This is a genomic window from Kitasatospora sp. NBC_01560 (assembly GCF_045208415.1).
Taxonomy (GTDB): Bacteria; Actinomycetota; Actinomycetes; order Streptomycetales; family Streptomycetaceae; genus Kitasatospora.
On sequence record NZ_CP109364.1, the window covers coordinates 492,460 to 514,792 of the forward strand.

Here is a 22,333-nt window from a genome sequence, read left to right on the forward strand (position 1 = left end):
GGTGCGTCCGCCGCGGGCTCCCGGGTTGGGTGCACCGCCCGGGGAGGGCGGCGCGGTACAGCTGAAGGGCTCAGGCGAGCACGCCGGTCAGCCACTGCTGCCAGGCGGCCTCGGCCCCCTCCGTGGCCGGGCCGAAGAGGTGGTGGAACATCAGCGCCACGCCCGAACCGTGATGGAAGGTGTAGAGCCCGTCGGTGGTGCGGAGCTCGAAGCGCTCGTCGTCCGCCCAGACCACCTCGCCGTCCAGCGGCGGGAGGCCCGTCGGCGCGGCGGTCACCCGCGCACCGAGCACCACCGGGGCCGCCGGCGACAGCGCGGCGGTGAGCGCCGCCCGCACCTCCGGCGCCGACCGGCCGGCCGGCTGTGCCACGGCGAAGACGGGCACCCCGACCCGGCCCGGGAAGTGCGCCAGGTACTCGCGGAGGGTGTGGAGGTGGAAGGGCCACCCGCGGCGCAGGGCGTCGTACTCGTCCTGCCAGTCGTCGCCGAGCAGGCCGCTGTGGACGACGCGCAGCACGGTGCTGCCACCGTCCCGCCCCTCGATCAGGTACTCGAAGGCCATGAACCGGCCGTCCGCGGCGGCGGCCGTCCGGGTGGCGAAGCGCTTCCCGGGCTCGTGGGCGGTGACGACCGCCTCCTCCCGGTGGCCGCCCGTGGCCATGGCGGCGATCCCGCCCTCGCGCGGCTCCACCTCATTGCGCCCCATGAACCAGGAGTCGATCCCCGGTCCGGTGGCGATCGCCTCCCAGACCTGTTCCGGGGTCGCCGGCAGGATCGCCTCCAGCTCGATCTCGAACGGGTGTGTCATGGTCGGCTCTCCTGTCCTGCTTCGGATTCGGTCCCGGTCGCCGTCCCGGTCCGGTGCGCGTCAGCGGCCGCCGGCGGCGGGCCGGCCGCGCCGGCCCGGGTGACTGCGCCGGGCGGCACCGCGGGGATCTGGTGGAGGCCGACGACCACCCGGTGGCTCCGGCCCTCCTCGGCGAACTCGTCGTGGTAGCGGCCGACCAGGGCGGACACCGCCCTGGCCAGCTCGTCGGCGAAGGCCGCCCGGTCGGCCGCCGAGGCGAACCGCACCTCGGCGTCGATGCCGAAGGTGGCAACCCGCTGCCGGGCCCGGGCGGCGCCGGTCAGCAGCGTCCCGACCTCCTGCACCAGCCGGGCCCCCAGCGCCAGCAGCCAGCGGGCGGAGAGCTGGTCGGGGGACCGGGTCGGATCCGGGCTGACGGCGGCCAGGGCGCTCGGGGAGATCACGTAGGAGGCGGCGATGGCGCGGTACACCCGTTCGGTGACGTTGCCCCTGCGCCGCTCCTCGGCGAGCTCGACCAGCCCGTGCCGCTCCAGCTCCTTGAGGTGGTAGTTGACCTTCTGTCGGGGCAGGCCCAGGCGCGCGGCCAGCATGGTGGCCGAGCCGGGCTCGGCCAGAGCGGCGAGGATCCGGGACCGGATCGGGTCCAGGGAGGCCTCGGCCGCGGCGGGTTCTTCGATCACGGCGACGTCCAGCACCGTTCCAGGATCGTACCGACGAATAAAATTGTCAAGACAGGAAAACTTGTCGGAGCCCACCCCGCCGTTCCCGCCCGGCCCTTCCGGCCCCGCCGTTCCCGCCCCGCCGTGCCGTGCCGACTCGGCCCGCCGCCATCGTCGACCGGGCATCGCCGGAGCGCGCGTCCTGGAAACGGCTGCCTCGACGGGCAAGTCATTGCTTGCCTGCGGTGGGGGCATGGCGGAGGATCTCTTCGAGGCACCGGCCGGCCCCACCCGCCGGGCATCCTCGACGAACCGGTGGAACGGGACAGCCGGACGCCGTTCGGGATCTGCACCCGGCTGGCGGTCCGGCACCGCCCGGGGCTGTCCCGGCAGGCGGTCGGCCAACACCTGGCCGTGCCGGGATCCGCCGGCCTCGTCGCCCCGCGGCGGGAGGGCCACTACAAGCTCCACCACCTGAACACCGCACCCCTGGAGCGCATCGCGACGCGATGGCTCAGGCCCGCCGCACCGGAGAGCACCCCATGAGGATCCATCTGACCAGCGTCTTCGTCGACGACCAGGAGAAGGCCCTGCGCTTCTACACGGACGTGCTGGGCTTCGTGCGGAAGCACGACGTCCCACTGGGCGAGCACCGCTGGCTGACCGTCGTCTCCCCCGAGGCCCCGGGCGGGACCGAGCTGCTGCTGGAGCCCGCCGGCCACCCCGCGGTGGGGCCGTACCGGACGGCGCTGGCCGCCGACGGCATCCCACTCGCCTCGTTCGCCGTGGACGACGTGCGCGCGGAGTTCGCCCGGCTGAGCGCCCTGGGGGTGCGCTTCACCCAGGAGCCGCTGGAGATGGGCCCGGTCACCACCGCCGTCCTCGACGACACCTGCGGCAACCTGATCCAGCTCGTGCACAGCAAGTAGGCCCCGGCGGGCAGGCCCCCGGACAAGCCTGAGCCCGGGTGGCGCGGGCTCAGGCCGGTCGGACCCGCGCCGCCCGGGCTCAGGCCAGGGCCAGCAGACCGACCGCGGCGGCGGCCACGCCGAGGCCGACGAACTGGCTGCGGTGGATGCGCTCGCCGAGGACGCCGCGCGCCAGCACGACGGTGCCGGCCGGGTAGAGGGCGGTGATCACCGCGACGACGGTGAGGTCACCGCTGCGGGCGGCGAGCAGGAAGAGCAGGTTCGCCACCGAGTCCAGCACGCCCGCCGCGGCCGAGATCGCGTACGCGGGCCGCTCCGGGCCCAGCCGGCGGCGCAGCAGCCCCGCCGCAGCCAGGGTGACCGCCGAGGAGACCGCCCGGCCGACGAAGCGGGGCCACCCCGCTGTCGGCCGGCGCCTGGTGCAGGCGCGCACGGCTCCGACCGGCACGGGAGGCGCCCGGGCGCCCCGGCCCCACCACCGGGACGACGCCACCGGTAGCCTTCGGCGTCATGATGCGCCCCTGGATCCTGTCGCTGTTGTTCGCGGGCTGCGGCGCGCTCGTCGCCGCCTCAGTGACCGTCAGCGGCAAGCCGGGCACGGCCGTGCCACTGCTGTTGCTGTTCCTCCTGCTCGCCGTACTGCACTCGCCGCTGGTCTTCCCCCGCTCGGTCGGCGCGGAGGAGGCGCAGCGCCGCAGCGCCGCCGACGGCCGCCCGGTCGTCTACTGGCGGCCGGGCTGCAAGTACTGCCTGCGCCTGCGGTTCCGCCTGGGCCGCAGCGCCCGCCGGCTGCACTGGGTCGACATCTGGCAGGACCCCGCCGGTGCGGCGGCGGTGCGGGAGGTCAACGACGGCAACGAGACCGTCCCGACCGTCGTGCTCGCCGGCCGCCCGCACGTCAACCCCGACCCCGCCTGGGTCCTCGCCCAGCTCGGCGGCTGACACCGGCGGGCCCCCGCCGCTCCCCGGGGGCGGACGGCCCCGGCCCGGTCCGTCCCGTTCCTTCACGGGCCGGGGCGGGGTGCCGCGGCAGGGACCCGGGGTGACCCGGCCGGGGCGGGCCCCGTGCACCCCGGTTCCCACGCACCCCGGTGCGGGTGTCAGGCGCCGGTGAAGCGGTCGTGCACCCAGTCCGCCAGGTCGGCGGCATCGTGGTTGATGGTGGCGAAGTGCCCGCCCAGCGGCCCGGTCGAGGGGACGACGCCCTTGGCGAACCGCTCGTACTCGACCTCGATCCCGTGGTCCTTGTCGGTCTCGTTGAGCTCGTCGACGAGGGCGTCGGTGCCCAGGAGCGGGAACGGCGGCCTGGCCGCGCTCGTCGTCGGCCGCCTGGGTGATCCGCACCGGGACCCTGATCTCCTTGTTCGGGTTCGTCCGCGCGAGCTGCTCGTCGAAGAGCCGCTGGTGCGCGTCGGGCTCCTGGAGGTACCGGCCCCGGAACTGCTGATTGCCCTTGATGCCGCCCCAGGAGTCGGGCCGGCTCAGAGCGGCCCGGGGCCTACCCAGCCCTGTTCGGATCCATCCGCAGACGTCCGGAACACCCCTCGAACGGGGTAGCGCGCCCGCCGGTCCCAGCGCCTGCGGGGGCAACTGTCAGGCGGGCTGCCAGAGCTCGACGCGATTGCCCTCCGGGTCGGTGACCCAGCCGAACCGGCCGACCCCCTCCATCTCCTGCGTCTCCGCGGCCACGTCCGCGCCCTTGGCACGCAGTTGCGCGAGCATCGCCTCCAGGTCGCGGACGCGGAAGTTGAGCATCACCTGCTGGGTGCGGGACCCGAAGTACTCCGTCCCGGACTCGAACGTCGCGAACACCGTCGGCCCGGCCTCCTGATGCCACAGGCCGTTCTCGTCAGCGTCCAGGCCCAGACACTCGCGGTACCAGGCGCCCAGGGCCGCCGGGTCGGCGGCCCGCAGGAAATATCCACCGATTCCAAGCACTCGTTCCATGCCGCCATCCTGCCAGGGCCCTGCTCGGGCGGGACGGCACCACACCCTCGGCCGCCTCGGCGCCCAGGGCGTCCAGGGCGTCCGCAGGCCCCGGCACTCTTCGCGGCCCGGCCCGTCGCCGAAGACCCGGTCCGTCGCCGAAAACCGGGTGCGGGGCCGCCCCCGGCCGGGGGACGATGACGCGCATGCGACGGAGGTCACCCCAGGAGAAGAAGCGGCTGAGCTACCTGAAGGACCGTCGGAACGTCTACGGCGAGAACCAGAAGAGCTCACGGAAGAACATCCCCCGGGCCCGGCGGGCCCGGCACCACGCGCTGCGTCGCGGCGAACAGCTGGCGCTGGAACGGTTGCGGGCCTTCGGCGGGGCACTGGACGACTCGCAGGTACGGTTCGGGCGGCGCGGAACGGGTCAGTGGCGCAAGTCCGCCGACCGGCCACTCGGCGAGGTGGTCACCCACCGGCTGGAACGACGGACCGGGCCCGGCGACGAGGCTCCCCCGCGTGTGCAGGAGCAGGTGCGGCGCGTCCGGCGGCGCCGGGGGTAGCCGCGCCGGGGTAGCCGGGCCAGGGGTGCCGAGCTGGGAGCCGGCAAGACACCGTAAATTCTTCGGCGCCGGACGGTGAGATGACGCCACTTCAGGGGCCCTACGCCGAAGGATTTCCTGTCGGGCCGGACCCGGCCGGCGCCGCGCCCGCACCGGTGCCTCCTCCCCGGGGATCGGACGGCGGCCATTCGGCGCAGCGCGACCCCGCCGGGCCCGGGGCCGGCGGGCCCGAACGCCTACCGTGGGCGGATGAGTGATCGTCGGACCGGGCGGCCTGCCGTCGGCCGCACCGCCTACCTCGGGGCCGCCGCCGCCTTCGCCGTCTGCATGGCGGGCACCACCCTGCCCACCCCGCTGTACGGGCTGTACCAGGAGGAGATCGGCTTCTCCGAACTGATGGTGACGGTCGTGTTCGCCGTCTACGCGTTCGGCGTGATCGGTGTCCTGCTGTTCGTCGGCAACGTCTCCGACTCGGTCGGGCGCCGGCCCGTGCTGCTCTGCGGGCTGGCACTCGCGGCCTGCAGCGCCGTCGCCTTCCTCGCCGAGGGAGGCCTGCCGCTGCTCTGCCTGGGCCGTCTGCTGTCCGGCCTGTCGGCGGGCCTGTTCACCGGTACCGCCACCGCGTACGTCCTGGAGCTCGCCCCGCCCGACCGCCGGGCGCGCGCCGGCTTCGTCGCGACGGCGGCCAACATGGGCGGCCTGGGCTGCGGGCCGCTGCTGTCCGGGCTGCTGGCCGAGTACGCGCCCGCTCCGCTGGTGCTGCCGTTCGTCGTGCACCTCGTCCTGCTCGCCGCGTCGTTCGCCGTCAGCTGGTTCCTCCCGGAGACCGTCGCCGGGGCCCGCCCACTGCGCACCGCCCGGCCGCAGCGGCCCTTCCTGCCCCCGGAGATCAGGGGGGTGTTCCTCCCCGCGGGGATCGCCGCCTTCGCGGGCTTCGCCCTGCTGGGCCTGTTCACCTCCGTCACCCCGGCCTTCCTTGCCGAGAGCCTGGACGTCCACAACCACGCGGTCGTCGGTCTCATCGTGTTCGCGGCCTTCTCCGCCTCCACCCTCGGCCAGCTCCTGGTGCCCCGGCTCGGCACCGAACGGGCGATCCCGCTCGGCTGCCTGGTGCTCGTCGCCGGGCTGGCGCTGCTGGCCGCCTCACTCGCCCGGACCACCCTGTGGCCGCTGGTGCTCAGCGCCCTGGTCGGCGGCGTCGGCCAGGGCATGGGCCTGCGCGGGGCGGTGGGCGAGATCGCCGCCGCCGCGACGGCCGAGCACCGCGGCGGCGCCCTCTCGGCGCTCTTCGTGGTCGCCTACTGCGGCATCTCGATCCCGGTCATCGGGGTGGGCCTGCTCAGCGAGCCGCTCGGCCTGGCCGACGCCGGGCTGGTCTTCGCCGCCTGCATGGCCGTGCTCGCCGTCGCCTCCGGGGCCTACCTGCTCCGCCACGCCGGCCCGGGCGGCGGGACCGGTGCCTGAGCCCGCGGCGACGGTACCGCGCCGTCGCCGCGGCTCTCCCCCATGCACGTACGGCCGGGCGTGCCCCGCCCGCGCGACCGAGCGCCGGCCCGGCCCGGCCCGGCCGCAACGGTCAGGCCAGATCGAGCAGTTGCTCGTAGAAGCCGCCGAAGCCGCGCTCCCGGTCGACGAGATGCAGTTCCAGGATCCAGTGGCGGACCCGGCCCGAACGGTCGGTGCCGCGCAGCGGGTTGCCGTTCTCCGGGGTGATGTAGGAGGCGGCCTTGGCGCCCTCGTTGGTCTCGTGCGGGAACTCGCCGACCATGTGGCCGGCGTGCCAGATGCCGACGGCCCAGCCCGCTTCGGCCGCCAGGCGCTCGACCTCGGCGTGCAGTTCCTTGCCGGTGATGCCCGGGTCGGCCTCGAAGGCGGCGCGTCCGGCGTCGAAGATCAGCGGGAGGTCCCGCACGAGGCGGTGCTTGTCGGGGTCGTGGCCGAAGACGTAGGTGCGGCCGAAGTCCGCCTCGTACTCCTCGAAGATCGGGCCGAAGTCGGCGAAGGCGATGTCGTCGGCGCCGATGATGCGGTCCGGCGGGTTCTCCTGGTACGGGGAGAGGGTGTTGGGTCCGGAGCGGATGATGCGCTTGTGCCAGTGCTTGGTGGTGCCGAACATCTCGTTGGCCAGGTCGCGGATCCGGTCGCTCACCTCCCGCTCCCCCGCGCCGGGTGCCACCAGCCCGCGTGCCTCGACCTCGGCGAACAGCGCGACCGCCTTCTCCTGCGCGGCCACCAGGCCTTCGGCGCGCCGGAGTTCGAGCACGTCGGGGTTCTCAGCTGTCATGTCCCACTACCTCTTCCGCTCGTCGTGGTGCGGTCCTGCGCGTGCCGGCCCGCGCCGGGCGGCGTACGGACCACGGGAGGTGGCTCCGTCGCCCCTCGCCCATCCTGCACAGGCGGGGTGTCGCAGCCAAGCGGATATGCACCTGCCGGGCGGCGGGCGGGGAACGGCCGACGGGAACGGCGGACGGGCCCCCGGTACGGCATCCCCGGTGCGGCGCTCCCGGTGCGGCGCTCCCGGTCACCCACCGGTGGCGACGGGGGCCGGCCCTGCCGCCGCTGCCGCCGCGGTGCGGGCGCCGAAGTAACTGCTCGGGGGCACACCCAGGGTGCGGTGGAACATCGCGGTGAAGGCGCTCGGCGTGGCGTAGCCGAGGACGGAGGCGACGGTCGTGACCGGGGTGTCCCTGGTCAGCAACGTCACGGCGTGGATCAGCCGCGCCTGCTGGACCCAGTGGGCGAGGGTCGTCCCGGTCGCGGCCGGAACCTGCGCGCGCCGCGGCCGTGCTGTACCGGGACGTGCTGGCCTCGGTGCCGCGCCTGTTCGCCTCGCACCCGCTGGTCCGGCGGGTCACCGTCGCGGGCGGCCTGGTCGGCGTCTCCTTCGGCGCGTTCTGGACCGCCCTGACCTTCCTGCTCGAACACCATTACCACTACGGCCCCACCGTGGTCGGCCTGTTCGGCCTGGTGGCCCTCGCCGGGGCCCTCGCCTCCACCGCCGCCGGGAGACTGACGGAACGCTTCGGCCGGCACCGCGCCCTCGCCGCCTCCATCGCCGTCACCCTCGCCGCGTGGGCGCTGCTGCTCCCCGGCGGCGGCACCGGCCGGTCCGGGATCGGCTGGCTGACCACCGGCGTCGTCGCCCTCGACGTCGGCACCTGGGGCAACCAGGTCATCTGTCACAGCGCCCTCTTCGCCCTCGACCCGGCCGTCCACAGCCGCCTCAACACCTGCTACTTCACCCTCCGGTTCCTCGGCATCGCCCTCGGGTCCCTGGCCGGCTCGCTCGCCTGGGCGCACGGCGGCTGGCCCGCCGTGGCCGGCGTCGGAGCGGCGGCGAGCCTGGCGGCCCTGGTCGTCGCCACCCTGCCGGGCGCCGGCCGGACCGGGCTCGACGGACCGACGGACGGGCGTGAGCGGTGGGCATGACGGGCATGACCGGCACGACGGGCGTACGCGACGGGCCGCCGGGGGGCCGGGCCGCTGCGCAGACGTGCCGGAGGCACCGCACAGGGGTGTGCGGTGCCTCCGGGGTGCGCGGTGTTTCCGGGGTGCGCGGTGGGGTCAGGCGCGGACCAGGACCCAGGCGCCGAGGCCGCTGCACATGCCGGCGCTGTAGGTGCTGGCCCGGAAGCCGGCCGGAACGGGCGAGCCCGGGCAGGTCCACAGCCCGACGCGCGCGAGGTTGTGCCGCCAGGACCCGACGCCGTTGCAGCCGTTGCGGATGTAGTCGGTGATGACGTACCCGCTGATGACCGGAGAGCCGCCGCAGGTCCAGATCCCGTCCTTGGGGAGGCTGTGCCGCCAGGAGCCGATGCCGTTGCAGCCGGTCTGGATGTGGTCCGAGATGACGTACCCGGGAACGATCGGCGAGCCCGAACAGGTCCAGATCCCGTCCTTCACCGGCTCCTGGTACCAGGAGCCGGAGCCGCTGCAACCCGTCCGGTCGTAGAGGGTGATGACCCATCCGGACTGCACGGGTGCGCCGGAGCAGGCCCACTTCCCGGGGCCGCCCCAGCCCGCCGGCTTGGCCTCCGCGCTCGACGTCCCGGCGGCGGTGCCCGCGAGGACGAAGGCCGCGATGAGCGCGAGGGCGCCGAGTGTGGCACCGACTCCCCTGCGGACGACGGACGTTGTCAGGTGCTTCCACAAGTGACGGACAGACATGGTCGATTCACTCCACTTCGGGCGACGGGCACGCGTATGGCGGCCCGTTGACGGGGGAAACCGGGGCGGAACGGCCTCACCTTATGCGGAGATCATGTGCAGGACAGGTGGAGATCTGATGAACTGGCAATCTTGACCTAAAGCGGACACGATCACGAAAGCGACACCGGCGGCACCGGCGGCACCGCAGGACCGCCGCCGACCGCCTGTCCGCGATCCGCGTCCGGCCCGGCAGCGTCGTCGGCGCCGCCACCGTCGCCGTCATCGCCGTCATCGCCATCGTCGCCATCGTCGCCATCGTCGCCGTCGTCGCCGTCGTCGCCCGCGGTCAGCTCGGGCTTCGTGTGGAGGACTTCGCGGACCTGCTCCGCGGCGCGCAGAATGCTCTCGCTGATGAACTCGCTGAAGCGGGCGATGTTCTCCAGCCGGGCGGCGGCCGGCGTGCCGCGGCCCAGGACGCCGACGCCCCGCCGCGCGGTGTCGGCGACCCGGGCGACGCCACGGGCACTGGCAATCGTCGACTGGTACCAGACGTTGTCGTCGACGACATAGCGCTCACGGCGGCGCTCGTCGCGCTCGCGCAGGATCAGGCCCTGCTCCTCCAGGAACGCGACCGCCTTGGAGACGGACGCCGGGCTGACCTGGAGGCGCTGGACGAGCTCGGCGGCGGTGAGACTGCCCGCGTCCGTGATGAACAGGCAGGTCAGCACCCGGGCCACCATCCTGGGGAGACCCTGGTGCATGAAGAGGGTGGTGAACTCCTCCTCGTACTCGCGCACCGCCTCGTCGTCGCGCCCGTAGCCCTGGACCGGCGCCCCCTGTCCGCGCGGCGGGGCGGGCTTGCGCCGGTGGGCGCGGCGTTCGGTGGCACGGTGGGCCAGGTCGGCACGGTACGCCGTCGGGCCGCCGTTGCGCATCACCTCCCGGGTGACCGTCGAGGTCGGCCGGTCGAGGCCCCGGGCGATCTCCGCGTACGCGAGTCCGTCGGCCACCCCCGACGCGATCTGCTGACGCTCCTGCTGACTGAGCCTGCCTCCCGGCACCACGATCTCCCTCCATACGTTCCCGATGCCCGTCAGCGTAGCGTTCGATCACAGTCCAATGCAACGAGCGACCTTGCTTCCATTGCGTTAGATCTGTATTCGTTGCAACGAAAAACAGCTCTTGAGCTGCCGAGATATGACTTCAGCGCAACGATGTCGTTGCGCACTTCGCGAACGCAACGTAGCGTTTCTGGTGTCAGAAACAAGCTGCGCAAGGAGCACACCATGCTGAAGTTCGACACCTCCGCCGCGATCGCCGCCGTCCTGGAGATCCCCTCCGGACGCATCCAGGTCATCGCCGCCGACCGGGGCGACGCCACCGTCGAGATCCGGCCCGCCAACGCCACCAGGAGCCGCGACGTGAAGGCGGCCGAGCAGACCACCGTGGAGTACGGCGACGGCGTCCTGCGGGTCAAGGCCCCGGCGGAGAAGCACCAGTTCCTCGGCCCCTCCGGATCCGTCGAGGTGACCGTCCAGCTCCCCACCGGCTCGCGCGTCGAGGCGACGGCGGCCGCCGCGGAGTTCCGGGGCGTCGGGCGGCTCGGCGACGTCGCCTTCGAGGGCGCGCACGGCACGGTCAAGATCGACGAGGCCGCGAGCGCACGCGTCACCGCCCACGCCGGGGACATCACCGTCGGCCGCCTCACCGGCCCCGCGGAGCTCAGCACCCAGCAGGGCGACATCCGCATCGCCGAGGCCACCTCCGGCACCGTCGTGCTGCGCACCCGGATGGGCTCCGTGACGGTCGGCGCCGCCCCGGGCGTTTCCGCCTCCCTCGACGCGGGCACCGGTTACGGCCGGATCCACAACGCGCTGCGGAACACCGAGGGCGCCGCGGCCGGCCTCGCCATCCACGCGACCACCGACCACGGCGACATCAGCGCCAGCAGCCTCTGACCGAACGCCGCCGTCCGCGAGGTCGCCGCCCTCGACGGCGACCGGCGCTCACGACCGGAGCGGCGATGACGGCCAGGGCGGCCAGGGCGGCCAGGGCGGCCAGGAGGATGCCGGGCGGTCAGCGCTGGACGGTGACCGCCTCGACCCGGCTGAAGTCGGCGGCGGCGAGGTCCTCGTCGCGAATCACGTAGTAGAGCGGGCACCCGGTGAAGTCCGGGCGGCCCGCGTCGAGCAGGATCCGCTCCGGGCCACGACCGCGTGGCGGCACCACGTACTGGTCCGGATCCGGGTCGGGGCCGAGCAGCACCAGGTACGCGCCGTGCTGCGGCGCGACGTCGAGTGCGGTGGCGTCCAGTGCGGCCAGACGGTCCGCGGCCTCGTCCGGGAGCTCGACGAGCGGGTCGTCGTGGAACCGCCCGATCCGGGCCGGGACGGCCTTGCCGGCGGCGTACAACGGGGCCGGCGGGCCGGTGAACTCCCACGGTGGGGCGCCCCAGCCGGCGGTGGGGTCGGCGAACAGCGGATCCGCTGCGACGTCGTGGGGCGCGGTGCCGGCGGCCGTCCCGTCCGGGAAGTGGAGGACGGTGACCGGGTCGCGGCCGCCGAAGCCCTCGTGGCCGAGGAAGAAGAAGTAGAGCAGGCCGCGCGCCGGGAGCAGCCCGTTGGCGTCCTCGCCGCCGATCTCGGCGAGGTCGAGCTGGGCGACGAAGCAGTCCGGCACCGCCTCGGGGCCGGAGCCGGTCCGCGGCCACACGAAGCCGGGCGGGACGTCCGGCACTCCGCCGCACCGGGAGAACGGCTCCGGCCCGTCGAAGCCGGCGGGCCGCGGGCCGAGCGCGATCCCGTGCTCGGCCACCGCGACCAACTCGTCCTCCCAGGGGGCGAGTCCGGCTTCGCCGATCAGGCGGCGCAGCGTCCGCTCGTCGGCGGCGGTCACAGGGTTCGGGCGCATCATGGCGCCACTCTACGGACCTCCGGCCGCCCGTTGCCGATCGCCGGAGCGGCGCCGCCGGTCCGTCAGGAAGCGGGCCGGGCCCGGGATCAGGCGCTGTCCCCCGCCCAGTCCCAGTGCCGCGGATCCCCGGGGCGGGGCCCGTAGTGGGCACGGCCGCCCGCCCCGTGGGCGCCGATCTCGGTGGGCAGCGCCGCGCCGTCCGCCAAGTCCTGCTCGCTCCAGCCCGTGACGTCGAGGAGCAGCCCGTCGAGCGGGCCGGCCACCAGCTCGCGGTAGACGCGGCCCGGCCGACGGCCCGGATCCGGGTCGTCGTGGTCCGCCCCGTACACCCTGCCCCGCATCAGTGCGTCGTCGTTCATGCCCGCCAGCATCCCAACCACCACCGACATCGGCGCCCGCGCCGCCCGGCGGAGCGGCCGGGCGGGCCCCCGGCGGCCGCTCGGGCGCCCCTGCCGCGCGAGTGGCGGGGGCCGCCCGCACGCGCCGTCGTTCAGGCCGGGCGCGCGCTGCCGGCCGTCGGGGTGGCGAGCTCGCCGGTCTCCTCGGGCGCCGTCCCCTCGGGCGCCGTCGTCCCCTCGGGCGCGGGGAGCTCGGCCGGGCCGGGCCCGGTGACCGGGCGCATGAGCAGGACCAGCACGGCCAGAGCGGCGAAGAGGACGGCGGCGACCAGGCCGATGACGTGCAGGGCCGCGATGAAGGCCTCCCGCGCGGTGTGCAGCACGTCCGCGCCGCGGCCGGCCGGGAGGTGCCGGGCGGCGGCGATCGCGCCGGCCAGCGAGTCCGACGTGCCGTCCACCCGGTCGTGGTAGACCACCGCGGCCACCGCGCCGAGCAGACCGAAGCCGAGCGAGCCCCCGAGGTAGTTGCCCGTCTCCGACATCGACGCCGCCGAACCGGCCCGCTCCGGGGGGACGGATCCGATGACCAGTCCGGTGCCCAGCGCGAACAGCGGGCCGGTGCCCAGCGCCAGGAGCGCGATGCCGGTCATCACCAGCGGCAGCGCGTGCCCGCCGCCGACGCCCACCAGCAGCAGGCTGCCCAGTGCCGACACCGCCAGTCCGAGCGCGATCGCGGTCGGCCCGGCCACCCGCCGGGCCAGCGCGGGTGCGGCCAGGGTGCCGGCCGCCACGCCCAGGCCCATCGGGGCGAACAGCACCGCCGAGGCAACCGGCGAGTAGCCCAGCACGCCCTGCAGGTACTGCGTGACCAGCAGGCCCGTGCCGGCCATCGCGACGCCGGCGAGGACCAGGGCGACGAGGACGGCCGTGAACGGACGGCTGCGGAACAGCCGCAGGTCCAGCATCGGCGCGTCCACCCGCAGCTGCCGGCGGACGAACAGGAGGCCGACGCCGGCCCCGGCGACGAGCGCCGCCGCCGGTACGGCGGACACGCTCCCGACGGCGAGCTGCTTGACGCCGTAGACCATCAGGAGCACCGAGACGAGGGAGAGCCCGACCCCGGGCAGGTCCGGCCGGCCCACCCGCTCACCGCGGTACTCCGGCAGCACGACCGGGCCGGCGATCAGCACCACCAGCATCGCCGGCACGGCGGCCAGGAACACCGATCCCCACCAGAAGTGCTGGAGCAGGAACCCGGCGAGCACGGGCCCGAGCGCACCGCCGGTGAACTGGCAGGCCGCCCAGATCGCGATGGCCCGCCCGCGCTCCCGCCCGTCGCGGAACATGGTGGTGATCAGGGCCAGTGCGGAGGGTGCCAGCGTGGCCCCGGCGACGCCCAGCAGCGCCCGCGCGACGATCAGCATCAGCGGGTCGACCGCGAAGGCGGCGACCACCGACAGCACCGCGAACGCCGCGGCGCCGGTCGTCAGCAGCCGTCGGCGGCCGATCCGGTCCCCGAGCGTCCCCATCGTGATCACCAGACCGGCCACCACGAGCCCGTAGCTGTCGCTGATCCACAGCTGCTCGACGTTGCCGGCCCCCAGGCCGGCGCTCAGCTGCGGAAGCGCGAGGAGCAGCGCCGTCACATCCATGGCGACGATCAGTGTCGGCAGCATGAGGACCGCCAGCCCCAGCCATGCCCGGTCGACTCGCATCTTCGGAAACTCCCTGTTCGCCCGACGTTTCACCCGCCGGTCGGAGCGGATCCGGGATTCTTGACATCCGTTCGTGCGAGATTTCCGCGGAGGATGTCAAGAACGCGGCGGTGTCTCCGACCACCGGTCGAAGGGCCCGACCGGGGCCCGCCCCTCACGAGGAGTACGCGATGAAGTTCCTGATCAGCCTGCACGTCAATCCGGCCGTCCTGGACGCCCTGACCGACCAGGAGAAGGCGGCGATCGGCGAGGGCCACGGCAGGTTCATCCAGGCCCTCAAGGACTCCGGCGAGCTGCTCACCACGCAGGCGCTGGTCGACCCGTCGCAGGCCGCCGTGGTGACGGTGCGCAACGGGCAGCCGGTGGTGACCGACGGCCCCTTCCTGGAGGCCAAGGAGTGGCTGGGCGGCTTCTACCTGATCGACTGCGAGAACAAGGACCGGGCGATCGAACTGGCGGCACGGATCCCGGACAGCGCGATCGACGGCCTGGGCGTCGAGGTGCGGCAGGTGATGTTCGCCGACGGACAATTGGAGGCATGACAGCACCTGACTTCGAGGACCTGCTGCGCGAGCTCGCGCCGCAGGTCCTCGGCACGTTGGTACGCCGGCACGGGCAGTTCGAGGGGTGCGAGGACGCCGTCCAGGAGGCCGTCCTCGCCGCCACCCTCCAGTGGCCGGCCGAGGGTGTGCCGGCCAACCCGCGCGGCTGGCTGGTCACCGTCGCGAGCCGCCGGCTCATCGACCAGCTGCGCAGCGACCACGCGCGCCGCGAACGGGAGGCGGCCACGGCCGCCGAACCGCTGCCCGAGGACGTGCCGGACACCGACGACACCCTCGTCCTGCTGTTCCTCTGCTGCCATCCGGCGCTGACGCCGGCCTCCCGGACCGCCCTGACGCTGCGGGCCGTCGGCGGCCTGACCACGGCGGAGATCGCCCGCGCGTTCCTCGTCCCGGAGGGCACGCTGGCGGTCCGGATCAGCCGGGCCAAGCAGCGCATCAAGGCCTCCGGCGGCTCGTTCGCCCTGCCGGTGGGCGCGGAGCGGGAGGAGCGGCTGCGGGTCGTCCTGCACGTGCTCTACCTGATCTTCAACGAGGGCTACACCGCCTCCTCGGGCAGCGAACTGCACCGCCCCGACCTCGCCCGCGAGGCCATCCGGCTGACCAGGGCGGTGCACGCGCAGCTGCCCGGGGACGGCGAGGTGGCCGGGCTGCTCGCGCTGATGCTGCTGACCCACGCCCGCCGGGAGACCCGGACCACCGTGGCCGGGGACCTCGTGCCGCTGGAGGAGCAGGACCGCAAGAAGTGGGACCGCGGGCTGATCGACGAGGGCACCGAGCTGGCCAAGGCCTCGCTGGCCGGCCCGACCCTCGGGCCCTACCAGTTGCAGGCCGCCATCGCCGCGACGCACGCCGACGCGGCGACCGCCGAGGAGACCGACTGGCCGCAGGTGCACGCCCTCTACCTGATCCTGGAGCGGATCGCGCCCAACCCGATGGTCACCCTCAACCGGGCGATCGCCCTCGCCGAGACCGAGGGCCCGGCGGCCGGACTCGCCCTGCTGGCCGGGCTGGACGACGACGCACGGATGGCCGGCCACCACCGGCTGCTCTCCGTCCGGGCGCACCTGCTGGAGCGCGGCGGCGACCCGGCCGCGGCGTACGCGCACTTCCGGCGCGCCGCGAAGGCCACCGCCAGCCTCGCCGAGCAGCGCTACCTGGAGTCCCGGGCCACCCGGATCGGCCCGCCGGCCCCCGGCGTCGCACCCTCGCCGTAACGGTCCCGGTCCCGGGGCGCACGGTGCGGCGCCCTCCGGTCCTAGGGTCGTTCGAAGAGCTGCAGAACGCCGCCCGCGGAGAAGCACAACGCGCCCGCGAAGGTGCCCCAGTTGGCGATGGAGACGCTGACCAGGCTGCCGGTCTCCGGCCGGGTGAAGGCGGCGATCGCGGAGGCCATGAAGAGCACGGAGCCCAGCTGGTTGACGACGACGATCCACCAGCCGAGGTCGTGCAGGCGCAGGCCCGGGCGGCCGTGGCAGACCTCGACCAGCGCGAGGTGCCCGGAGACCAGGAACAGCACGCACCCGACCAGGTCGGGGGCCCAGATCAGCCGGTCCTGCTGCTGGACGGAGAGCCCCTGGAGGAAGGAGTCGAAGAGGTTGACGCCGAACACCAGCGTGCCGACGAACAGGACGAGGGCGCTCAGCCAGTCGATCCGCCCGGGCTCGTAGCTCCACCAGCGCCAGCCCCGCGTCACCAGCGAGTCCGTCGCACGGGAGCGGCGCGGGGCGTTGACCGCCTGGAGCAGCGAGGTGTAGCCACCGGTGTTGAAGAACAGACCGCCGACGAAGTAGATCGTGGCGATCGCGGTCGCACCGGCGGACCCGGTCTCGGCGACGGCGGCCCCCAGCGCGAACAGGGCACCGCCGATCGTGAACGCGACGGCGGCGACGGTGTTGAGAAGGCGCAGCCGGTGCAGTGCCGCGCCGCCCGCGCTGCGCGGCGGGCCCTCCGTCCCCGCCTCGGCGCGCACCCGGAGCAGGCCGCGCTTGCGGGCCAGGCGCGACTCCCAGACCGCCGAGCCGCCCTCGGCCAACCGCCAGGTCAGCCGGGTCGTGAACGGTCCGGCGCCTTCGGCGCGCTCGTCGGGTCGAACCACAGGCCGACCATACCGCCGCGGCCGCCGTCCGGCCCGGACGAGGGCCACCAGGAGTGACCGCCGCGAGGGACCGGCCCGGCCGTCCGCCCCGCATCGCCCGACCGCCCGGCGACCGGCGACCGGCGACCGGCGACCGGCGACCGGCGAGGAGACGCAGGTCACACCCGTCCGTGTCACAGGGGGCCGGGCCATCCCGTCTCAGGGGGCACAGGCACCGACGAGCACGGAGGAACGGACCATGGACGCCCGACTGGACTACTTCGCCGACCCGGCAGCCGACCGGACCGCCGGGAGGGCCCTCAAGCACCTGATGGCCACCGGCAGGGCGGTCAAGGACTCGCCGCTGCCGGCGGCCACGCAGGAGCTGGTCGCCCTTCGGGTGAGCCAGATCAACGGCTGCGCGGTCTGCGTCGACATGCACACCAAGGACGCCGACGCCGCCGGTGAGGCCCCGGTGCGGCTGCACCTGGTGGCGGTCTGGCGGGAGGCCACCGTCTTCACCGAGGCCGAGCGGGCCGCGCTGGAGCTGGCGGAGCAGGGGACCAGGATCGCGGACGCGGCCGGCGGGGTCACCGACGAGGTGTGGGCGCGTGCCGCCGCGCACTACGACGAGGAGCAGCTCACCGCCCTCGTGATCCTGGTCTCGTTCATGAACACGGTGAACCGGCTGAACGTCATCACCCGGCAGCCGGCCGGCGACTACCGGCCCGGGCAGTTCCACTGAGCCGAGCACCGCGGGCTCCCGGGGCTCCCGGGGCCCCGAGCGCAGGGACGGGGACGGGCCCCGGGGCCCACGGGCACTGCGCCGGCCGGGCGGTTCAACGGGACGTTCGACAAGGCGGTTCAACGGGACGGTTCAACGGGAAGGGACGTCGGCATGAGCAAGGTCGAGGAGTTCGAGGAGCTGCGGCCGCTGCTGTTCTCGATCGCCTACCGGATCCTCGGGAGCGTGAGCGAGGCCGAGGACGCGGTGCAGGAGACGTGGCTGCGGTTCGACGGCTCGGCGACCACGCCCACGTCCCCCAAGGCCTTCCTGTCGACCACGGTCACCCGGATCTCGATCGACGTCCTGCGCTCGGCGCGCGTCCGGCGGGAGCGGTACGTCGGGCCGTGGTTCCCCGAGCCGCTGCTGAGCGACCCGTACCAGGATCCGCAGCGTTCGGTGGAGCTGGCCGACTCGGTGTCGATGGCGGCGTTGCTGCTGCTGGAGCGGCTCAGCCCGCTGGAGCGGGCCGTCTTCCTGCTGCGGGAGGTGTTCGCCTTCGGGTTCGACGAGGTCGCCGAGGCAGTGGGGCGTTCGGAGAGTGCGTGCCGGCAGCTGCTGGTGCGCGCGCGGCGGCACATGGAGGACGGGCGCCCCCGCTTCTCGGCGGACCGTCAGGAACGCCAGGAACTCGCCACGCGGTTCTTCGACGCCCTGAAGGACGGTGACGTCGGCGGGTTGCAGAGCCTGCTGGCCGCCGACGTGCAACTGGTCGGGGACGGCGGCGGCAAGGCCCCGCAGCTCGCCAACACCGTCGTGGGCGCGCGGAACGTGGCGCGCGTCCTGGGTGCGGGCTTCCTCGCGCTGTTCAGGATCGACGCGACGCTCGAACCGTGCGAGGTCAACGGCCGGCCCGGCGCGATCCTCCGCGACCGGGACGGCGGGATCCTGCACGCGATGAGCCTCGACGTGCTCGACGGGCGGATCCAGGCCGTCCGCACGGTGGTCAACCCCGACAAGCTCGCCCACCTCGGCCCCGTCGCCGACGCCTGGGCCGTCCAGCGCGAGGCGAAGGAGGCCCGCCGGCAGGCGCGCTGACCCCGGGGCCCGCCCCCGGTGGGAGCCGCAGCACCGTCAACCCGACACCCCGGCACGCCGGGGACGCCGGCCCTGGCACACTGGCGGCATGGTGGACTGCGGCGGCCGGGAACGGCGCACGGCGATCGAGAATGCGGGCTCCGAGCTCTGGTCGGTGCGCGCCGCGGCCGGGCGGCGGCTCGCGGCCTCGGCCCCGGACCGGATCGACGAGGTGGCGGACGTCCTCCACCGCCTCCTGCTGGATCCCCAGGACTCGGCGGTGACCGCCGAGACCGCCGAGGCGCTCCTCGCCCGCGGGGACACCGTCGGTCTGCGTCACGTCCTGCTCGCCAGGAGCCGTGCCGCCGAGCAGTGGACCGCGGACGAGATCCAGGCCGCGCTCGACGGGGCCCCGGGCTGGACGACGGCCAGGGGCGCGAACCGGATGGCCCGGCAGCTGCGGGAGCTGGCGACGGACAGCGACGAGGGCGTCCGTGAGGAGGCATTGAGGAGACTCGCGCGCCTGCGGCCGCGCGAGGCCTGACCGCGCGAGGCCTGACCGCGCAGAGCCGCCCGACCTCGCCGGCCCGCCGGAGGTGCTGTCCGACGGGCCGGCGGTCGGGGCGCTGCCGCGCGGCCGGCGCCCCTTCCACTCCCGGCTACCGCTGCCCGACCCGCTGCTGCCCCGTCCGGCGGGAGTCGGCCACGGCGGCGGAGGCGTACTCCCTCATCCGCTCCTCGTACACCCGGACGGCGGCCACCAGGGCCCCACCGGGGCCGGCCGCGGACGACCCCGACGACCCGGAGACGTCGGAGGCCCCGGAGGCGTCGGCGAGGGCGCGGGTGAGTTCGCCGGCGTCACGGAGAGCGGTGTTGGCGCCCATCGCCAGTACCGGGCTCATCGCGTGGATCGCGTCGCCGATCAGCGTGACCGGCCCCGGCTCCCAGGCCGGCACCGGCCCGGCGGTGGAGATCCGCAGCGGGAACAGCGAGTTGGTGTCCCAGCGGGCCAGCAGGCCGTGGACGTCCGGGTGCCAGTCCGCGCCCATCATCCGCAGGGCGAGGCCGTGCAACGCGCTCGGCGTGAGCCGGCGCAGCTCCTCGAAGGGCGGCATCGCCGGGTGGCCGGCCGGGGCGCCGACCATGCAGGCGATGTAGTCGCCGGCCGGCGACAGCGCCACCGGCGGGGTCAGGGCGGCGCCGGCCGCATCCGGCCTGGTGGCGAACTCCACCGGTCCGAGCCCCAGGTGCGGGTGGCCGGGGCCGCCGGTGACCACGGTGAAAACGCTGTCGAACACCCAGTCGGGGATGCCCGCCCGACCCGCCGCACCGAGCGGGATCCGGCCGTAGACCAACCGGAGGCCGGCGTCCTCGACCCGGGCGCCGGGCAGCAGGATGCGGCGCACGACGGAGTTGACGCCGTCCGCGCCGACCAGCAGGTCCGCGGTCGCGCTCCGGCCGTCCGCGAAGCGCGCGGTGACCCTGCCGTCCGCCCTGTACGCCCAGTCCACCAGCCGGGCACCGTGGTGCACGCGGTGGGCGAGCCCGCTGAGCAGGATCCGGCGCAGGGTCGGCCGGTCGACCGCGTACGGGCCCGGCGCGGAGCCCGGGCCGGCGGCGGAGCCGGCGGCGGAGCCAGGCCGGGCTGCGGACCGGTCCGCGAGGGTGTCCAGCCGGCGGTTGCGGACCGAGACCCGCGCGGGCGGCGCGCCCGCGGTCGCCAGGCAGAGCCGGAACAGCGGGGCGGGCAGGCAGCGCTCCAGACCGGTCAGGCCGGGCTCGTCGAGCTGGACGCGGTAGCCCTGCGGGCGCGCATCGGGGTGGGCGTCACGTTCATGGACGGTGACGTCCGCCCCCAGTCCGCGCAGGCCGTGGGCGAGCGCGAGCCCGCCCGGTCCGGCGCCGACGATGATCACACGGTACGGAAAAAGCACAGTCCTCTGCCTTCGTTCACGATCACGAAGGAAGCACCGGGTTCCTCGACGAGGAACGAACACCGCACGGGCGCCGCTCAGAAACACCATTCAGGAGCGAGTTTTTCGCGCATTCCAGCCAGCGGCCGCGACGCTAGCACGCCGCCGGCCGGCTGGGCCAACCCGCCCGTCCCGGCCTCGCCCGGTACAGCCGCCGGATAACCGTTGCCCGGGCTCCGGCCCCCGTGGCACACTGACGCCCCCGTCGGCCTTGATCGCCCGAGCGCCCGAGCGCCCCGGCGGTCGGGCGTCTTGACGAACGGCCAGCCCGGCCGACGGTGGCCGTGCGGGCCACTACCCCCGGAGCCGAAGGGCCTTGATGATCAGGAACACACTCGTCGTCCTGTGGTTCGTCCTCGTCATCGGCGGTGGCGGACTCGTTGCGCTGGACGTCCGGGGATCCGCCGGGAGCGTCCTCCGGCTGATGGAGCGCTGGGCCTTCGGTGGGGTCGGCGCAGCCACCCCGAGGACGATCCGTCTGATCGCGGCGGGCTTCGTGGGGCTCGCCGTGGCCGGCCTCGGCGTCATCGCCCTGGACCACGCCCAGCACCCGTGAGCCCGGACCGGATCCCCGGGCCGACGACCCGCACCGACCCGGGGATCCGGTTCCGCTTCGGACCGCTCGGCCCACGGCCCGGAGTCGACGTGGACGTGGTTCAACTGCGCCGGGAGCAGCGGGACCGGGCCGCCCGGCTGCCCCGCGCCCTCGACCGCGAGCCGGGCACCGACTGGGACACCGTCCGGGCCGGCGTACGGCTGCTCCTCGCGGCCGGGAGCGCCGCCACCGCGGGCCGGGCCGCGCTCCGGGCCGCACTCCCGGGCTCCGCGCCGCGCTGACAGTATGGATGCATGAGTCAGATTGACGGACACCTGACAATTTCGTCCGGCACCCTGCCCGACGGCGGATCCTGGCAGACGGCCCGTGCGCTCCGGTACCGCGGGTACCGGCTCGACCTGCGCCGGGGGCGGCGCCGGCTGGAGGTGCCGACCGACGTGGTCACCCTGGTCGTCGGACTCTCCGAACCCCTACGGCTGACCGACGCCATCGACCACCGGGCCGCGCTCCGGGCCGCCTCCCCCGTCGGCGGGCTGCGGCGGACGGCCACCGTCGCGGAGCACCAGGGCCGGCTGGAGGGCGTGTCGCTCTCGCTCCGGCCCGCCGACGCGCACCGGCTCTTCGGCCCCGTCCTCGGCGAGCTGGAACACAACTGGGCGGACCTTCCCGACCTCCTCGGCCGCCCGGCCCGGCAACTGATCGAACGGACGGCGGAGCAGAGCGACTGGGCCGAGCGGTTCCGCCTGCTCGACGCCTTCCTCGCCCCGCGCCTCGACCAGGGACCGCAGTGGGCCGACGAGGTCTCCTGGGCCTGGGCCGAACTGCGCCGCACCGGCGGCACCGTGCCGGTCCGCGATCTCGTGCAGGGCACCGGCTGGAGCCGGCGGCGGCTGGAGACGCGGTTCCGCGAAGCGGTCGGCCTCGCACCGAAACAGGCCGGGCAGGTGATCCGGCTCCAGCGGGCGTTGCGCTGTCACCAGGACGGCACCACCCGGAGCTGGGCCGAGACCGCCGCGGTCTGCGGCTTCTACGACCAGGCCCACCTGACCAACACCTTCCGGGCCACGATGGGTTGCTCGCCCGCCCAGTTCTTCGACCACCGCGCCGCCGCCGAACCCGCCGCCGAGCCGAGCGACCGGGTGCCGGACCGCGTCACCAGCGCCGTTCTCCCACAGGCGAGTTGAGGCCACCGCGTGGACGCCGCCGCGCCGACCCCGCGGAGGCGACGCCGTCAGGCCGGCTCCGGCGGGTCGACGCGGCCCGCGCTGCGGTGCGCATTCTTACAAGACAGCGGGCCGGGGGCGGCCGCACGATCTTCTCCTGGCGGCGGACCGGCCGGTGGCTCGCAGGGGAAGCCACCGGA

Annotated in this window: 26 protein-coding genes and 2 pseudogenes; 15 read left to right on the plus strand and 13 right to left on the minus strand. The window is 74.6% G+C overall.

The window, feature by feature from the left end:
• Positions 1-70: 70 nt before the first annotated feature.
• Complete coding sequence (locus OH807_RS02015) at positions 71-808, minus strand: SRPBCC domain-containing protein (RefSeq protein ID WP_406193041.1); 738 nt, start codon at positions 806-808, stop codon at positions 71-73.
• Complete coding sequence (locus tag OH807_RS02020; protein WP_406193044.1) at positions 805-1,503, minus strand: ArsR/SmtB family transcription factor; 699 nt, start codon at positions 1,501-1,503, stop codon at positions 805-807. The genes OH807_RS02015 and OH807_RS02020 overlap by 4 nt, the downstream gene beginning before the upstream one ends.
• Positions 1,504-1,720: 217 nt before the next feature.
• On the opposite strand from OH807_RS02020, the pseudogene OH807_RS02025 reads away from it, so the two are divergent.
• Positions 1,721-2,013 (plus strand): annotated as a pseudogene (locus OH807_RS02025) (ArsR/SmtB family transcription factor).
• The gene (locus OH807_RS02030; RefSeq protein ID WP_406193047.1) at positions 2,010-2,396 is read left to right on the plus strand and encodes a VOC family protein; all 387 of its coding nucleotides are present in this window, start codon (positions 2,010-2,012) and stop codon (positions 2,394-2,396) included. Before OH807_RS02025 ends, OH807_RS02030 begins: the two are co-directional and overlap by 4 nt.
• 79 nt (positions 2,397-2,475) lie before the next feature.
• Here OH807_RS02030 and OH807_RS02035 read toward each other — a convergent pair.
• A pseudogene (locus OH807_RS02035) lies at positions 2,476-2,923 on the minus strand (EamA family transporter); the annotation flags it as partial.
• Here OH807_RS02035 and OH807_RS02040 point away from each other — a divergent pair.
• The gene (locus tag OH807_RS02040; RefSeq protein WP_406193050.1) at positions 2,907-3,338 is read left to right on the plus strand and encodes a glutaredoxin domain-containing protein; all 432 of its coding nucleotides are present in this window, start codon (positions 2,907-2,909) and stop codon (positions 3,336-3,338) included. The pseudogene OH807_RS02035 and the gene OH807_RS02040 sit on opposite strands and share 17 nt — an antisense overlap.
• Before the next feature lie 651 nt (positions 3,339-3,989).
• Here the strand turns inward: OH807_RS02040 and OH807_RS02045 are convergent.
• Entirely contained in the window at positions 3,990-4,343 is a 354-nt protein-coding gene (locus tag OH807_RS02045) for a VOC family protein (protein ID WP_406193053.1), read from the minus strand.
• Between the two features lie 185 nt (positions 4,344-4,528).
• On the opposite strand from OH807_RS02045, the gene OH807_RS02050 reads away from it, so the two are divergent.
• Both OH807_RS02050 and OH807_RS02055 read left to right on the plus strand, forming a co-directional pair.
• Complete coding sequence (locus tag OH807_RS02050; protein ID WP_406193056.1) at positions 4,529-4,888, plus strand: hypothetical protein; 360 nt, start codon at positions 4,529-4,531, stop codon at positions 4,886-4,888.
• 249 nt (positions 4,889-5,137) lie between these two features.
• Positions 5,138-6,352: an MFS transporter gene (locus OH807_RS02055; protein WP_406193059.1), complete on the plus strand. Its 1,215-nt coding sequence runs from the start codon at positions 5,138-5,140 to the stop codon at positions 6,350-6,352.
• 112 nt (positions 6,353-6,464) lie between these two features.
• Here OH807_RS02055 and OH807_RS02060 read toward each other — a convergent pair whose 3' ends face one another.
• Both OH807_RS02060 and OH807_RS02065 read right to left on the minus strand, forming a co-directional pair.
• Positions 6,465-7,172: a M24 family metallopeptidase gene (locus OH807_RS02060; RefSeq protein WP_406193062.1), complete on the minus strand. Its 708-nt coding sequence runs from the start codon at positions 7,170-7,172 to the stop codon at positions 6,465-6,467.
• 237 nt (positions 7,173-7,409) lie between these two features.
• A complete protein-coding gene (locus OH807_RS02065) occupies positions 7,410-7,592 on the minus strand; it encodes a helix-turn-helix domain-containing protein (protein ID WP_406193065.1) in 183 nt (60 codons plus the stop codon).
• An 80-nt stretch (positions 7,593-7,672) separates the two neighbouring features.
• Between OH807_RS02065 and OH807_RS02070 the strand changes: the two genes are divergently transcribed.
• On the plus strand, positions 7,673-8,317 hold the full coding sequence (locus OH807_RS02070; RefSeq protein WP_406193068.1) for an MFS transporter: 645 nt from the start codon (positions 7,673-7,675) through the stop codon (positions 8,315-8,317).
• A gap of 135 nt (positions 8,318-8,452) precedes the next feature.
• On the opposite strand, the gene OH807_RS02075 is transcribed toward OH807_RS02070, so the two are convergent.
• On the minus strand, positions 8,453-9,055 hold the full coding sequence (locus OH807_RS02075) for a hypothetical protein (protein WP_406193071.1): 603 nt from the start codon (positions 9,053-9,055) through the stop codon (positions 8,453-8,455).
• Positions 9,056-9,207: 152 nt separating this feature from the next.
• Positions 9,208-10,098: a helix-turn-helix domain-containing protein gene (locus OH807_RS02080; RefSeq protein WP_406193074.1), complete on the minus strand. Its 891-nt coding sequence runs from the start codon at positions 10,096-10,098 to the stop codon at positions 9,208-9,210.
• A gap of 225 nt (positions 10,099-10,323) precedes the next feature.
• Here OH807_RS02080 and OH807_RS02085 point away from each other — a divergent pair, with 225 nt between their 5' ends.
• Entirely contained in the window at positions 10,324-10,995 is a 672-nt protein-coding gene (locus OH807_RS02085; RefSeq protein ID WP_406193077.1) for a DUF4097 family beta strand repeat-containing protein, read from the plus strand.
• 118 nt (positions 10,996-11,113) lie between these two features.
• Here the strand turns inward: OH807_RS02085 and OH807_RS02090 are convergent, their stop codons facing one another.
• The 3 genes from OH807_RS02090 to OH807_RS02100 all read right to left on the minus strand — a co-directional run bounded on the left by OH807_RS02090 (position 11,114) and on the right by OH807_RS02100 (position 14,003).
• Complete coding sequence (locus OH807_RS02090; protein WP_406193079.1) at positions 11,114-11,950, minus strand: DUF1963 domain-containing protein; 837 nt, start codon at positions 11,948-11,950, stop codon at positions 11,114-11,116.
• Between the two features lie 86 nt (positions 11,951-12,036).
• The gene (locus OH807_RS02095; protein WP_406193081.1) at positions 12,037-12,309 is read right to left on the minus strand and encodes a hypothetical protein; all 273 of its coding nucleotides are present in this window, start codon (positions 12,307-12,309) and stop codon (positions 12,037-12,039) included.
• Positions 12,310-12,440: 131 nt separating this feature from the next.
• Entirely contained in the window at positions 12,441-14,003 is a 1,563-nt protein-coding gene (locus tag OH807_RS02100; RefSeq protein ID WP_406193084.1) for an MFS transporter, read from the minus strand.
• A gap of 170 nt (positions 14,004-14,173) precedes the next feature.
• On the opposite strand from OH807_RS02100, the gene OH807_RS02105 reads away from it, so the two are divergent.
• Positions 14,174-14,545, plus strand: coding sequence for a YciI family protein (locus OH807_RS02105; RefSeq protein ID WP_406193087.1), 372 nt, complete (start codon positions 14,174-14,176; stop codon positions 14,543-14,545).
• Entirely contained in the window at positions 14,542-15,780 is a 1,239-nt protein-coding gene (locus OH807_RS02110; RefSeq protein WP_406193090.1) for an RNA polymerase sigma factor, read from the plus strand. The genes OH807_RS02105 and OH807_RS02110 overlap by 4 nt, the downstream gene beginning before the upstream one ends.
• 41 nt (positions 15,781-15,821) lie before the next feature.
• On the opposite strand, the gene OH807_RS02115 is transcribed toward OH807_RS02110, so the two are convergent.
• On the minus strand, positions 15,822-16,661 hold the full coding sequence (locus OH807_RS02115) for a hypothetical protein (protein WP_406193093.1): 840 nt from the start codon (positions 16,659-16,661) through the stop codon (positions 15,822-15,824).
• Between the two features lie 238 nt (positions 16,662-16,899).
• Between OH807_RS02115 and OH807_RS02120 the strand changes: the two genes are divergently transcribed.
• The 3 genes from OH807_RS02120 (at position 16,900) to OH807_RS02130 (ending at position 18,985) form a co-directional block, all read left to right on the plus strand.
• The gene (locus OH807_RS02120) at positions 16,900-17,385 is read left to right on the plus strand and encodes a carboxymuconolactone decarboxylase family protein (RefSeq protein WP_406193095.1); all 486 of its coding nucleotides are present in this window, start codon (positions 16,900-16,902) and stop codon (positions 17,383-17,385) included.
• Between the two features lie 153 nt (positions 17,386-17,538).
• The gene (locus tag OH807_RS02125; protein ID WP_406193097.1) at positions 17,539-18,462 is read left to right on the plus strand and encodes an RNA polymerase sigma-70 factor; all 924 of its coding nucleotides are present in this window, start codon (positions 17,539-17,541) and stop codon (positions 18,460-18,462) included.
• Positions 18,463-18,550: 88 nt separating this feature from the next.
• Positions 18,551-18,985 (plus strand): hypothetical protein, encoded by a 435-nt coding sequence (locus OH807_RS02130; protein ID WP_406193099.1) that lies wholly within the window; start codon positions 18,551-18,553, stop codon positions 18,983-18,985.
• 115 nt (positions 18,986-19,100) lie between these two features.
• Here OH807_RS02130 and OH807_RS02135 read toward each other — a convergent pair whose 3' ends face one another.
• Complete coding sequence (locus OH807_RS02135) at positions 19,101-20,357, minus strand: FAD-dependent oxidoreductase (RefSeq protein ID WP_406193102.1); 1,257 nt, start codon at positions 20,355-20,357, stop codon at positions 19,101-19,103.
• A 376-nt stretch (positions 20,358-20,733) separates the two neighbouring features.
• Between OH807_RS02135 and OH807_RS02140 the strand changes: the two genes are divergently transcribed.
• From OH807_RS02140 to OH807_RS02150, 3 genes are read left to right on the plus strand one after another with little or no spacing between them, the layout of a single operon-like run.
• Positions 20,734-20,970, plus strand: coding sequence for a hypothetical protein (locus OH807_RS02140; RefSeq protein WP_406193104.1), 237 nt, complete (start codon positions 20,734-20,736; stop codon positions 20,968-20,970).
• Positions 20,967-21,251, plus strand: a complete 285-nt coding sequence (locus OH807_RS02145; RefSeq protein ID WP_406193107.1) for a DUF5984 family protein — start codon at positions 20,967-20,969, stop codon at positions 21,249-21,251. Before OH807_RS02140 ends, OH807_RS02145 begins: the two co-directional genes overlap by 4 nt.
• A 12-nt stretch (positions 21,252-21,263) precedes the next feature.
• Positions 21,264-22,154, plus strand: a complete 891-nt coding sequence (locus OH807_RS02150; RefSeq protein ID WP_406193110.1) for a helix-turn-helix domain-containing protein — start codon at positions 21,264-21,266, stop codon at positions 22,152-22,154.
• Positions 22,155-22,333 lie beyond the last annotated feature (179 nt).